This window comes from Pseudomonas sp. MAG002Y (assembly GCF_019400845.1).
Classification (GTDB): domain Bacteria; phylum Pseudomonadota; class Gammaproteobacteria; order Pseudomonadales; family Pseudomonadaceae; genus Chryseomonas; species Chryseomonas luteola.
Genome location: NZ_WOEJ01000001.1, coordinates 373,861 through 385,808, shown reverse-complemented (window position 1 = coordinate 385,808; position 11,948 = coordinate 373,861). Strand labels below are relative to the sequence as shown.

Here is an 11,948-nt window from a genome sequence, read left to right as displayed (position 1 = left end):
AAGACGCCCGCTTTAGCGGGCGTCTCTACCTTCGGGCCCCAGACCCGCGAATGCCATGACTGATACCGACACTCAAGCTCCAAAAATTGAATTTCCTTGCGATAACTATCCGATCAAGGTGATCGGTGATGCCGGAGACGGTTTTACTGATCTGGTAGTTGAAATCATTCAGCGCCACGCACCAGATCTGGACGTTACGACGCTGGTAACGCGTGATAGCCGTAACGGCCGCTTTCTGTCAGTACAGGTCCTGATCCGTGCTACCGGTGTCGAGCAGTTGCAATCGATCCATTCGGACCTGCGCACCACCGGCCGCGTCCATATGGTGCTGTAATGGATAAGACGCTCGGCTTCCGAGAGCTGGGCCTGGTCTCCTATGAGCCGACCTGGCAGGCCATGCGGCGTTTTACTGACGAGCGCAATCCTTCGGCGCTGGACGAGGTCTGGTTGCTACAGCATCCCGCCGTATTCACCCAGGGACAGGCAGGCAAGGCCGAGCATCTGCTCAATGCCGGTGAAATTCCTGTCATACAGGTCGATAGAGGCGGCCAAGTAACGTACCATGGGCCGGGACAACTGATTGCCTATCTGCTTCTGGATGTCAGGCGATTAGGGTTGGGGGTTCGTGAGCTTGTATCCCGAATCGAGCAAAGCCTGGTTGGCGTGCTGGCCAGCTACGGGGTCGAGTCGTATGCAAAGCCTGATGCCCCTGGTGTTTATGTTAAGGGTGCAAAGATCGCATCCCTTGGCTTGCGTATCCGTAACGGACGCTCCTTCCATGGTCTGGCCTTGAATGTCGACATGGACTTGGCGCCGTTCCGTCGAATCAACCCCTGCGGTTATGCCGGCCTGGCCATGACCCAGCTACGCGATCATGCCGGGCCGATCGAATTTGCCGAGGTGACCCAGCGGCTGCGTGAGCAGCTCGTGTCACAGCTTGGCTATGCTGACCAGATCACCCTGGAAAAGAGCTGACATGACAACAGTGCAAGACAGTGTGAACGTCGAGACGCCCATCGCTGAAGCGCCTGCGCGCAAGAAGGTTGAAATGGGCGTCAAACTGCGTGGTGCAGAAAAGGTTGCCCGCATCCCGGTCAAAATCATTCCGACCGAAGAGCTGCCACGTAAACCTGACTGGATTCGCGTACGAATTCCAGTGACGCCAGAAGTGGAGCGCATCAAGCAGCTGCTTCGCAAGCATAAGCTGCATAGCGTCTGTGAAGAGGCCTCTTGCCCCAACCTGGGTGAATGCTTTTCTGGCGGTACAGCCACATTCATGATCATGGGCGACATCTGTACACGTCGTTGCCCCTTTTGTGACGTGGGGCATGGCCGTCCGAAGCCTCTGGATGTCGATGAGCCACGAAATCTGGCTGTCGCGATTGCCGACCTTCGTCTGAAGTATGTCGTCATTACATCGGTAGATCGTGATGACCTGCGAGACGGCGGCGCTCAGCATTTTGCCGACTGTCTGCGGGAGATCCGCCAGCTGTCTCCCGGCATCCAGCTGGAAACATTGGTACCTGACTACCGTGGCCGTATGGATATCGCGCTGGATATCACCGCTACCGAGCCGCCGGATGTCTTCAACCACAACCTGGAAACGGTGCCGCGCCTGTACAAGTCATCTCGTCCGGGCTCCGATTTCGAGTGGTCGCTGGACCTGCTGCAGAAGTTCAAGCAGCGTGTACCACACGTCCCCACCAAATCAGGCCTGATGCTGGGGCTTGGCGAGACAGATGATGAGGTCATTGAAGTCATGAAGCGCATGCGCGAGCATGACATCGACATGCTGACCCTGGGCCAGTATTTACAGCCTTCTCGTAATCACTTGCCGGTACAGCGCTTTGTTCATCCGGATACCTTCGCCTGGTTTGCCGAGGAAGGCGAAAAGATGGGCTTCAAGAATGTGGCATCCGGCCCGCTGGTTCGCTCCTCCTATCATGCCGACCAGCAAGCTCATGGCAGCAAGATCTCCTGATCGAACGGCAATAAAAAAGGCGCTTTAAGCGCCTTTTTTATTGCCTGTCAGGAACGTAAACGAGCCAGCAGGGATGGGGTAGGGTAGCCGTCTGCTGGCCAGCCAAGTGTCTGCTGGAACGCTCGTATGGCTTTGCGGGTATTGGCACCTATGATGCCGTCAGCAGCACCAGGCGTAAAACCTCGGTCTGCCAGGCGCTGCTGAAGTTCGACTCGCTCGCTGCGGCTGAGTGGAACGTCCTCAAGCGGCCAAGCTGCGCTGACTTTCCCGGCGCCCTTATAGCTATCCGATAGAAGTCCCACGGCTAGCGCATAGGATGATGAGTTGTTATATCGAAGAATGGTCCGGAAATTGTTGAAGACCAAAAAGGCTGGCCCTCGATGTCCCGCTGGAAGCAGTAGAGAAGCCTGCTCCATGGAGTACGCAGGGGAGAGGGGCGTCGTTGCGCCTTGAACACCCATGGCCTGCCAATCTGACAAGGGCTTACGGATGTCCATGTCTGCTTGAGCATAATCGAAGCCCTGCGGCAGGCGAACTTCAAAACCCCATGGCTTTCCGTCCTGCCAACCGGAGGCTTTCAGATAGTTGGCCGTTGAGGCCAATGCATCAGCATTGGAGCCCCAGATATCCCGACGACCGTCACCATCAAAGTCGACGGCATGTTCATTGTAGGTCGTTGGAATGAACTGCGTTTGACCCATGGCACCCGCCCAGGAGCCAATCATGCGCTCAGGCGTAATATCGCCATTTTGGATGATGGTCAGTGCGGCCAGCAGTTGCGCCTGCGCGAAGGCGGGGCGCCGTCCCTCATAAGCCAGGGTTGCCAAAGAACGAATAACGCTCTTGGTGCCCATGTTGTTGCCATAGTTGCTTTCGATACCCCAGAAGGCCACAAGACGTTCTGGCTCGATGCCGTAACGTGCCTCGAGTTGCGCCAGAAGGCTCGAATATTGGGTTAGTAGCTTCTGGCCGTTTGCAATGCGCTGCTGGGAAACTGCAGACGACAGGTATTCCCACACAGGACGGGTAAATTCGGGTTGGCTGCGGTCCGCTGTAATCACGGCATCGTCAGGAGTCACGCCTGCGAAAGCCTGATTGAAGGTTGCGGTAGTAATACCGGCCGCTTGAGCGTCCTGCCGGAAGCGGTCTCGCCATTGCTCGAAGCTTTCCTGAGGAGCAGGCTCAGGCGTCGTATTGGCGGAGCGGCTTTGTGAGGCAGAGGTAGGTGCGTTCGTAGCGGCTGGCGTGGCCGTTTCGCTCTGCGTCTGTGTTTGTGCACAGGCAGCAATGACCCCTGTGATCAATGTCGCCAGAGTGCCTGCGATAAGGCTGCCGTGTTTCAGCCTGCGTTTTTTCCCGTGTTGCATGAATCTCCACCGGGTGCGTCAACAGACTCGTCACCATAACATGCCTGAATCGAGGCGTCTTCGTTTGGAGAAGGGAGTACGGATGGAATTATGCGGCTACCAATAAAAAAGCCTTCCCATCATCAGTTGGGAAGGCTTCACGGCGATAACTACCTTTGCCTTTCTTGGGCTTTTCCTGTCGACAGCGAAACAGGGGCTGGGCAATGGTGGATTTGGCCTTGTTGGGCCTTCGCTGTTTTTTAGTCATGAGAGTACTCGGTCTGAATGCGCGGTTGCGCGAAGACCGGCATCTTACGATTATCGTGAGAATGTATCCAGAGCGGCAGAAGGCAAGGAGAAGCGTTGACCCGCCAACAGCAAGGTCAACTGGCGCAGGGTTGTCCAAGTATCACCCGGGGCCTGGCCCTTGATCTGCGCATCCACAAGCTGGGCATCCAGCAATAGGCGACTCAGTTTGGCCGTGGAGTGTCGTTGCAGGGCGCGGCTTATGAGTGGACGTCTTTTCTCCCAGACCGGGGGCTTTGCCTGCGCAAACGCGCGGTCAAGTGGTATACCCTGTTCCTGCTGTTGCGCAAGGTTGGCCAGTTGCCGCAGCTCTCGGGCCAGTGCCCACAGGATCACTGGCGGCTCGACACCCTCGCCGCGAAGGCCCTCCAGAATACGTAACGCGTGATTGGCCTCCCCTGCTAGAACCGCATCAATGAGGCCAAAAACGTCGAAGCGGGCACTATCACCAACGCTTGCCTGTACAGTGGCGACATCAATTTGGTTGCCTTCGGCCAAGAGCTTGAGTTTTTCAATTTCCTGGGCGGCTGCAAGCAGGTTGCCTTCTACCCGGACGGCAATCAGTTCGACCGCTTCCTGCGAGGCGGCCAGACCTGCCTGGGAAAGGCGTTGGCGGATCCATTGAGGCAGTTGATGAACATCGATGGGCCAGATCTGAATGAACTGAACGTCAGCATGTTCAATCAGGGCCTTGGCCCATTTGGTCTTTTGGGCACTGCCATCCAGCTTGGGCAGGCTGATGAGCAGCAATGTATCTTCAGCAGGGCGCGATAGATAGCGTAGTAGCGCTTCGGCACCTTTATCACCAGGCTTGCCGTTTGGAATGCGTAATTCGATCAGACGCTTCTGGGCAAACAGAGACAGGCTTGCCCCTGCTTCGTAAAGCAGGCTCCAGTCAAAGTTATTTTCTACGTTGAACACCTGACGTTCATCAAACCCCTGGCTTTTCGCCGAGGCTCGAATGGCATCGGTTGCCTCCTGGCAAAGCAGGGGCTCGTCGCCGCTGACTATATAAATTGGCGCCAGCTGTCCTTGCAGGTGCTTGGCGAGTTGAGCAGGGTTCAGTTTCATAGGATAAAAATACGGGGCCATAAGGCCCCGTAGTCGTTAGCGGGTGGGTATTTCGATCGGAGATTGTTGTGGCGACATGTTCTGCTGCGCTGCGCGTGCGGCCTCGGCCTCGGCACGCGCTCGTGCATCAGCCTCGCTTTGCAACTTGTCGAGCCGCTGGGGCGTAATGGTCTGCAGGCGCGAAGCCAGCTGGCGGACCAGTTCTGCACGCATTTCCCGACGCAGCTGCTGAGCCTGTTGCTCGGAGCCGATGATGTTATTTTCATCCGTCACGTAGTAACGCTGCGTTTCCAGGTCATCATGCAGCAGCACGGCATCGTTGCGGCCACGAATTTCATAGGGCAGCTTGGTCGTCAGCTCGATTTCAGCACTACGTGCGCCCGCGGTATAGCTCGCAGTGCGTTGCGTCTGCTGCTCACCTGCCAGGTACAACGTATAGGTCGCGCCCGGGTTGACGTTTACATGATTGCTTTCAAGCATGGTTCTTACCTGCTTGACCGTTTCGCCGTAGCTGTCACGGGCGGAAAGACTCAGCTCACGCAGCGACAGTTCGGTGTCGCCTGTACCTCGCAGCTGAAAACCACAAGCACTTAACAACACGGTCATTCCAATCGCCGCAAGGCAGGGAAAGCTCCGTTTCATCATGATCTTTTTCACTCCGTTCAGCCTCAATTGGCGACGATATTGACCAGCTTGCCAGGAACAACAATCACTTTGCGAATTGTCAGTCCCTCGGTAAAGCGCAGAACATTTTCGTTCGTACGGGCAGCAGCCTCGATGTCTTCACGACTGGCTTGGGCCGCAACCTCTATGTGGCCGCGCAGCTTGCCGTTGACCTGAATTACGATCTGCAGAGTGTCCTGTACCAGAGCGCTTTCATCTACGCTTGGCCAGCGGGCGTCGATAACCGCATCGGTATGGCCTAACTCAGCCCACAAGGCATGACAGATATGTGGCGTAATAGGCGCCAGCAGCAATGCTACGGCTTCCAAGCCTTCCTGCATCAAGGCACGATCCTGATCGCTGGCCTGAGGTGCCTTTTCCAGTACGTTCATCAGGGTCATGACCGCTGCGATGGCTGTATTAAACTTGTGATTCTGACCAATGTCCTGGCTGGCCTGTTTGATCGCAAGGTGAATGGCGCGACGGACGTCCTTCTGCTCGTTGGTCAGGGTCGCCACATCCAGTGCAGTGGGAAGCCCCTGGCTGACGTGAGCTTGGGCTAGACGCCATACACGGCGCAGGAAGCGACTGCCGCCCTCTACGCCAGAGTCAGACCATTCAAGACTCATGTCTGGCGGAGAAGCAAACATCATGAATAGACGGCACGTATCAGCACCGTACTGATCAATCATGGCCTGCGGGTCTACTCCGTTATTCTTGGACTTGGACATCTTCTCAGTGCCGCCAATTTCTACCGGCAGGCCGTCCGACTTCAGCCTGGCACCGATAACTTTGGCCTTGGCATCACGTTCGACTTCTACATCAGCCGGATTGAACCAGTCCTTACCGCCTTTTTCATTCATGCGGTAATAGGTTTCAGCGATCACCATGCCCTGGGTCAGCAGATTCTTGAAGGGCTCGTTGGAGGAGAGCAGGCCTTCGTCACGCATCAGCTTGTGGAAAAAACGTGCATAGAGCAGGTGGAGAATAGCGTGCTCGATACCGCCAATGTACTGATCAGCAGACAGCCAGTAGTTGGCCGCATTTTTGTCGACCATGCCACCTTCGAACTGGGGGGAGGCATAGCGAGCAAAGTACCAGGATGACTCGACAAATGTATCCATGGTGTCGGTTTCGCGCTTGGCTGCGGCGCCGCACTTGGGACAGGTGCACTCGTAGAACTCGGGCATTTTAGCCAGAGGAGAACCTGCGCCGTCCGGGATTACGTCTTCTGGCAGAACGACGGGGAGCTGATCCTCGGGAACAGGAACATCGCCACAACTATCGCAATGGATGATCGGGATTGGGCAGCCCCAGTAGCGCTGGCGGCTGATACCCCAGTCACGCAGGCGGAACTGAGTACGAGCTTCACCCATACCCTTGTTCTTCAAGGTTGCGCCGATGGCCTCAAACGCCGCGCTGAAATCAAGACCGTTGTATTCACCGGAGTTGATCAGCGTGCCGTGCTCACCATAAGCGGCTTGCCAAGGCGCAGGCGTTTCGTCACCTGCACTGGTGCGTACGACTGGCTTGATCGGCAAGCTGTATTTGGTTGCGAATTCAAAGTCGCGTTCATCATGTGCTGGTACGGCCATGACTGCGCCTTCGCCATAATGCATCAGGACATAGTTGGCGACCCACACTGGCAGCTTTTCGCCAGTGAGTGGATGCTCGACAAACAGAGGTGTCGGCATGCCTTTCTTTTCCTGAGTGGCAATGTCTGCTTCTGCCACGCCGCCGCGCTTGCATTCGTCAATAAACGCCTGCAATTCGGGATTGTTTTGCGCCGCCTGGGTGGCTAATGGATGCTCGGCCGCAACAGCGACATAGGTAGCACCCATCAGCGTATCAGCGCGAGTCGTGAAAACTTTTAGTGCACCCGCATGACCAATAGAGGCTTGGTCATAGGGGAACTGAACTTCCATGCCGCGGGACTTGCCAATCCAGTTGCGCTGCATGGTCTTGACCTGCTCGGGCCAGCCGGGGAGGTCATCCAGGGAGGCCAGCAGTTCTTCCGCATAGTCGGTAATGCGGAAGTAGTACATCGGGATCTCACGTTTCTCGATCAGCGCGCCGGAGCGCCAACCGCGACCGTCGATGACCTGCTCGTTCGCCAGTACAGTCTGGTCGACCGGGTCCCAGTTTACGGTGCCGTTCTTGCGGTAGATGATGCCTTTCTCGAACAGGCGGGTGAACAGCCACTGCTCCCAGCGATAGTAGTCGGGCTTGCACGTCGTGACTTCGCGCGACCAGTCGATGGCAAGGCCTAGGCTCTTGAGCTGGTTCTTCATGTATTCGATGTTTTCGTACGTCCACTTGGCAGGGGCGACGTTATTTTTCATCGCGGCGTTTTCCGCCGGCATACCGAAGGCATCCCAACCCATGGGTTGCAGGACATTCTTGCCCTGCATGCGGTGATAGCGGGCAATCACATCACCGATGGTGTAGTTGCGGACGTGCCCCATGTGCAGCTTGCCGCTTGGGTAGGGGAACATGGACAAGCAGTAGTACTTCTCCTTTCCCGGCTGCTCCGTCACAGAGAAGGCATTGTTCTGTTCCCACCAGGATTGGGCGGCGGCTTCTATCTCACGGGGTTGGTAATGTTCGTGCATGGCGTGATCTGCGGCTACGAAAAGCAATTAGATAAGCCGTTAAGCATACATGAACCGTCTCCACGCAAGGAACCTTTAGCCAGAAAGCGTTTTATTTCATAAAAGTGAAATTCGTCATTTTATCGGCTCGCGGTTTCGCCAATCGCGCACTACGCTTGGGTAACAGCAGGATAGGACTTTCCGGAGGCTATCTATGAGTCATGACACAGCGCAGCGCCTGGCGAGACTTCCACTGGAGCGTTTGCAACGGCGTCTGGAGCGTGCTCTGGACGAGGCTGCCACGGCGGAGCGTTTGCACCGCAAGGCGCAGCAGGAGATAGAAATTTCCGGCCTTCATCAGGAGGATCTGGACATCATCAGGGCGTGGCTGGTCAGAAATGATCAATGGGTTCATGCCTGTCAGGAGCTGATTTATCCGAGGCCTTCCCGTCTGGGAAAGTCGTCAGTGGCAGTGCGCTGCCTGCGTTGCGGGCTGCAAGTTAACGCTGGACAACAAATCGAGCGGTGCCCCCTGTGCATGACTCACAAGGTCTGCAGCACGGATACTTGCGCCATCTGACTCCGCTTCGGATGCCTGCACCTCGGTAATCCGTTTCCTGCGCGTTATTATCACGTCTCGTTTTTCCAGCTAGACCAGGGATGTGCCTGACGTCATGGATGTCTCGATGTTAATTCGCTACGTTTGCAAGCAGCTGTTGATGCCGCCGGGCCTGTTTTTGCTGCTGTTATGGGCCGGTATCGTGCTTCGCAAGCGTTGGCCAGGAATTTCGGTTGCCTGCCTGATCATGGGCGCAGGTGGTTTCTGGCTGATCAGTCTGCCGATTGCGGTTGAATGGGAAGCGCGCCTGATCGAGCGTGATCCGCCTCTGGCTCAGGCTGATTGGTCGTCTCTGGCGCAGCAGGCAGATGCCATTGTTATTCTGGGCGCTTCCCGGGAGCGTAACGATCCGGCGTGGGAAGGCGATGTCTCCAGCGCGATGGGCATTGAGCGTGTTCGCTATGCGGCACGTATCGCCAAGGTCTCTCAGCTGCCAATTCTTATTTCCGGAGGCTCACCTTTGTCTTCGCCTCCCAGCGAAGCGGAATTGATGACCGAGGTCATGGAAAAAGACCTGGGCGTATCGGTGCGGTGGCAGGAGAAAGACAGCCGTACTACGTGGGAAAATGCGACGCTCAGCGCGGCTATTCTCAAACCAGCAGGTGTTAAGCGAATCGTGCTGGTTACACAGGCGTTTCATATGGCGCGTGCCCGGTGGTGCTTCGAGCGCCAGGGGTTCGAGGTGATCGCTGCGCCAATGGGATTCATGAGCACGCCTAACGGCAAGCCGCTGGGAGGATGGATGCCCGAGGCCAAGGCAATTGCCCAGAGCATGATTCTGATGAACGAAGCGATAGGGCTCATAGCCTATCCGCTGGCCTACCGCTGAAGAAGGGCAGGCCAGTCATATCTGGCCTGCCACTGTCTTCCATTAGACGATAGGACGGGAGCGCTCAAGGCCTCTACGAGCCAGCGCCCAAAGCGTCAGCAGGCCACACAGAATGGCCAGCGGCCAGAGGCGCCAGGTCAGGTAGGGTGTAGCTCCCTTCATCGGTACGACCGACCCGTGCAGCGTAGCCAACTGGAATGATGGGATCTGGGTGGTGATGCGGCCAAAGGGATCAATCAGGGCCGTGACGCCATTGTTGGTGCCCCGGATCATCCAGCGACCACTTTCCAATGCACGCATCCGGGCCATTTGCAGATGCTGCTGAGGACCGAATGATTTACCGAACCATGTGTCGTTACTTACCGTCAGCAGAAGATCGCTACGGGTGGCCATGTCTGCCACGAATTCCGGATAGACCACTTCATAACAGATGAACGGGGCGATCTGGTATCCCTTGGCTGTTAATAACGGCTGCCCTTCTGGGCCCGGGACGAAATCGGACATCGGTAGGTTGAAGAAGGTGATCAGTCCGCGCAGCTGCTCCTGCAAGGGAACATACTCGCCAAACGGCACCAGCTTCTGTTTGTAATACGTGTTTGTATTGTCGCCATTGACCGTTAGCGCGTTATAAAAACGATCCTGGCCCTTGTCGTCACGCTCACGTACCGGAATGCCCGTGATAAGCGTTGCGCCGCGCTGGTTGGCGATAGCCGTAACGTCTTGTAAATAGCCGTCAGCATATTCCTTGAGCACTGGAATGGCATTTTCCGGCCAGACAATCAGGTCGGTCTTGCCTTCCCGAATAGTCATCTGGCGATACAGGGCCAGCGTATCCTGCACATGGCCCGGATCCCACTTGAGTTCCTGGGCAATATTGCCTTGCATGGCGGCTACCTTGAGCGGCTCGCCGGCTGGCTGAGTCCAGACTTGTCCTTTGAAGGCAATGGCGCCGAACCAGGGTGCAATCAGCAGGACGATACCTGCAACCAGGCTGACGGGTCTGCGAATCAGCCAGGGAATATTGACGAGCAGAGCGGCGATCAACGCCACGCTGAATGACAGAAGCCAGACGCCACCCACTGGAGCAAGGCTGGCCAGCGGGCCATCCATTTGGCTATAGCCTGCAAACAGCCAGGGAAAGCCGGTCAGGAACCAGCTGCGGAACAGTTCCAGGCCAAACCAAAGCGCTGCGAAGGCCAGGGCGTCACTGGCGGGTGCATGATTGCGGCGCAAACAAAGCACCCATAACCAGGCTGGCAGCGCGAAAAACAGGGCAATACCGGCACAGAACCCAAACGTGAGACCCGCCGCCAATGGCATGGATGCCGCACCGTAGTCGTGGATGCTGACATATACCCAGCTCGTACCCGCCAGAAAGGCCCCCAGGCCATAGCACCAGCCTCGCAGAAAGGCCCATCCGGCGCGCAATTCGCGTAGCGAAAGATAGAAGAGGGCAATCGATACTATTTCCAGCGGCCAGAAGTTGAACGGCGCCAGTGCGAGCGGCGTCAGTGCGCCAGCAACCAGTGCCAGCAAATTGCCTTTCCAGCCGGGGGTAATCATCCAGCGCATCGGAAATCCTTGGTCTATGCAGCGGTGCGCAAGCTTAATGGATGCCAGGTGCTGCTAGCTACTAAGAGAGGTATATACAGGGCTATTCAGCGGCTTGCCTGCTCAGGCGAGCAGACAGGCCGCTGCAGTTTATCGCTCGGTGAGCGGGGTCATGCGCAGCAGATGGATGCGACGACCGTCTGCGTTGAGTACACGAAAGCGGAAGTCGTCGATGACCACTTCCTCGTTTCGGCGAGGAAGATGACCGAAGGCGCTCATGACAAGGCCGCCCACCGTATCCACATCCTGATCGGGGTATTCCGTGTCGAAGAAATCATTGATGGCCTGGACAGGTGTCAGAGCCTTGACGATGAAGTCCCCGCTGGGTAGCGGTTTGATAAAGCTTTCTTCCTCAACATCGTGTTCATCTTCGATGTCACCTACAATCTGCTCAAGCACATCTTCAATGGTGACAAGACCTGCCACACCACCATACTCATCCACCACAATGGCCATATGGTTGTGCGTGGTACGAAACTCACGCAGAAGCACATTGAGCCGCTTGGATTCTGGAACAAAGGTGGCCGGGCGCAGAATAGTCTTAAGATCGAAGGCCTGGTCCCCGTGAATGATCAGGGGCAGCAGATCCTTGGCGAGCAGGACGCCGAGGATATCGTCAGGCGTCTCGCCAATGACCGGATAGCGGGAGTGAGCGGCCTCAATGACAGCAGGCAGGAACTCCTGCGGCGTCTGGTGGGCCTTGACGCTAATGATCTGTGAGCGCGGCACCATGATGTCGCGTACTTGCAGGTCGGCAACAGAGATAGCGCCCTCGACAATGGATAAGGCTTCACTGTCGAGCACCTTGTTTTCGTGAGCTTCACGGAGCAACTCCAGAAGTTCCTGGCGGCTCTTGGGCTCGTGGGCAAAAGCCTGGACAATCCGTTCCAGCCAGGACCTGTGCCCGTTACTCGATCGATCTTCGTTCATG

Annotated in this window: 12 protein-coding genes; 5 read left to right on the top strand and 7 right to left on the bottom strand. The window is 56.5% G+C overall.

From position 1 onward, the window contains the following. Positions 1-55: 55 nt before the first annotated feature. The 3 genes from GM154_RS01780 to lipA all read left to right on the top strand — a co-directional run bounded on the left by GM154_RS01780 (position 56) and on the right by lipA (position 1,981). Positions 56-334 (top strand): DUF493 domain-containing protein, encoded by a 279-nt coding sequence (locus GM154_RS01780; protein ID WP_010797100.1) that lies wholly within the window; start codon positions 56-58, stop codon positions 332-334. Beyond that, complete coding sequence (lipB, locus tag GM154_RS01775; RefSeq protein ID WP_010797101.1) at positions 334-975, top strand: lipoyl(octanoyl) transferase LipB; 642 nt, start codon at positions 334-336, stop codon at positions 973-975. The genes GM154_RS01780 and lipB overlap by 1 nt, the downstream gene beginning before the upstream one ends. A 73-nt stretch (positions 976-1,048) precedes the next feature. Further along, entirely contained in the window at positions 1,049-1,981 is a 933-nt protein-coding gene (lipA, locus tag GM154_RS01770; protein ID WP_085985617.1) for a lipoyl synthase, read from the top strand. 47 nt (positions 1,982-2,028) lie between these two features. On the opposite strand, the gene GM154_RS01765 is transcribed toward lipA, so the two are convergent. The 5 genes from GM154_RS01765 to leuS all read right to left on the bottom strand — a co-directional run bounded on the left by GM154_RS01765 (position 2,029) and on the right by leuS (position 7,979). Then, complete coding sequence (locus tag GM154_RS01765; RefSeq protein ID WP_019364048.1) at positions 2,029-3,348, bottom strand: lytic murein transglycosylase; 1,320 nt, start codon at positions 3,346-3,348, stop codon at positions 2,029-2,031. An 88-nt stretch (positions 3,349-3,436) separates the two neighbouring features. Beyond that, on the bottom strand, positions 3,437-3,595 hold the full coding sequence (arfA, locus tag GM154_RS01760) for an alternative ribosome rescue factor ArfA (RefSeq protein WP_074823016.1): 159 nt from the start codon (positions 3,593-3,595) through the stop codon (positions 3,437-3,439). 50 nt (positions 3,596-3,645) lie between these two features. Further along, positions 3,646-4,704: a DNA polymerase III subunit delta gene (holA, locus tag GM154_RS01755; RefSeq protein WP_074823486.1), complete on the bottom strand. Its 1,059-nt coding sequence runs from the start codon at positions 4,702-4,704 to the stop codon at positions 3,646-3,648. 36 nt (positions 4,705-4,740) lie between these two features. Then, the gene (gene lptE / locus GM154_RS01750; protein ID WP_219650752.1) at positions 4,741-5,349 is read right to left on the bottom strand and encodes an LPS assembly lipoprotein LptE; all 609 of its coding nucleotides are present in this window, start codon (positions 5,347-5,349) and stop codon (positions 4,741-4,743) included. Positions 5,350-5,372: 23 nt separating this feature from the next. Beyond that, on the bottom strand, positions 5,373-7,979 hold the full coding sequence (gene leuS, locus GM154_RS01745) for a leucine--tRNA ligase (RefSeq protein WP_219650751.1): 2,607 nt from the start codon (positions 7,977-7,979) through the stop codon (positions 5,373-5,375). A 193-nt stretch (positions 7,980-8,172) separates the two neighbouring features. Here leuS and GM154_RS01740 point away from each other — a divergent pair, with 193 nt between their 5' ends. Both GM154_RS01740 and GM154_RS01735 read left to right on the top strand, forming a co-directional pair. Next, positions 8,173-8,538, top strand: a complete 366-nt coding sequence (locus GM154_RS01740; protein ID WP_019364052.1) for a hypothetical protein — start codon at positions 8,173-8,175, stop codon at positions 8,536-8,538. A gap of 106 nt (positions 8,539-8,644) precedes the next feature. After that, the gene (locus tag GM154_RS01735; RefSeq protein WP_219650750.1) at positions 8,645-9,406 is read left to right on the top strand and encodes a YdcF family protein; all 762 of its coding nucleotides are present in this window, start codon (positions 8,645-8,647) and stop codon (positions 9,404-9,406) included. 42 nt (positions 9,407-9,448) lie between these two features. Here GM154_RS01735 and lnt read toward each other — a convergent pair whose 3' ends face one another. Both lnt and GM154_RS01725 read right to left on the bottom strand, forming a co-directional pair. After that, a complete protein-coding gene (lnt, locus tag GM154_RS01730) occupies positions 9,449-10,978 on the bottom strand; it encodes an apolipoprotein N-acyltransferase (protein WP_219650749.1) in 1,530 nt (509 codons plus the stop codon). Between the two features lie 129 nt (positions 10,979-11,107). After that, on the bottom strand, positions 11,108-11,947 hold the full coding sequence (locus tag GM154_RS01725) for an HlyC/CorC family transporter (protein ID WP_019364055.1): 840 nt from the start codon (positions 11,945-11,947) through the stop codon (positions 11,108-11,110). Position 11,948 lies beyond the last annotated feature (1 nt).

What these genes read in the sequence shown, in the direction of transcription:
- GM154_RS01780 (WP_010797100.1), top strand. Translation starts at nt 56, where the DNA reads ATGACTGATACCGACACTCAAGCTCCAAAAATTGAATTTCCTTGCGAT.
- lipB (WP_010797101.1), top strand. Translation starts at nt 334, where the DNA reads ATGGATAAGACGCTCGGCTTCCGAGAGCTGGGCCTGGTCTCCTATGAG.
- lipA (WP_085985617.1), top strand. Translation starts at nt 1,049, where the DNA reads ATGGGCGTCAAACTGCGTGGTGCAGAAAAGGTTGCCCGCATCCCGGTC.
- GM154_RS01765 (WP_019364048.1), bottom strand. Translation starts at nt 3,348, where the DNA reads ATGCAACACGGGAAAAAACGCAGGCTGAAACACGGCAGCCTTATCGCA.
- arfA (WP_074823016.1), bottom strand. Translation starts at nt 3,595, where the DNA reads ATGACTAAAAAACAGCGAAGGCCCAACAAGGCCAAATCCACCATTGCC.
- holA (WP_074823486.1), bottom strand. Translation starts at nt 4,704, where the DNA reads ATGAAACTGAACCCTGCTCAACTCGCCAAGCACCTGCAAGGACAGCTG.
- lptE (WP_219650752.1), bottom strand. Translation starts at nt 5,349, where the DNA reads ATGATGAAACGGAGCTTTCCCTGCCTTGCGGCGATTGGAATGACCGTG.
- leuS (WP_219650751.1), bottom strand. Translation starts at nt 7,979, where the DNA reads ATGCACGAACATTACCAACCCCGTGAGATAGAAGCCGCCGCCCAATCC.
- GM154_RS01740 (WP_019364052.1), top strand. Translation starts at nt 8,173, where the DNA reads ATGAGTCATGACACAGCGCAGCGCCTGGCGAGACTTCCACTGGAGCGT.
- GM154_RS01735 (WP_219650750.1), top strand. Translation starts at nt 8,645, where the DNA reads ATGTTAATTCGCTACGTTTGCAAGCAGCTGTTGATGCCGCCGGGCCTG.
- lnt (WP_219650749.1), bottom strand. Translation starts at nt 10,978, where the DNA reads ATGCGCTGGATGATTACCCCCGGCTGGAAAGGCAATTTGCTGGCACTG.
- GM154_RS01725 (WP_019364055.1), bottom strand. Translation starts at nt 11,947, where the DNA reads ATGAACGAAGATCGATCGAGTAACGGGCACAGGTCCTGGCTGGAACGG.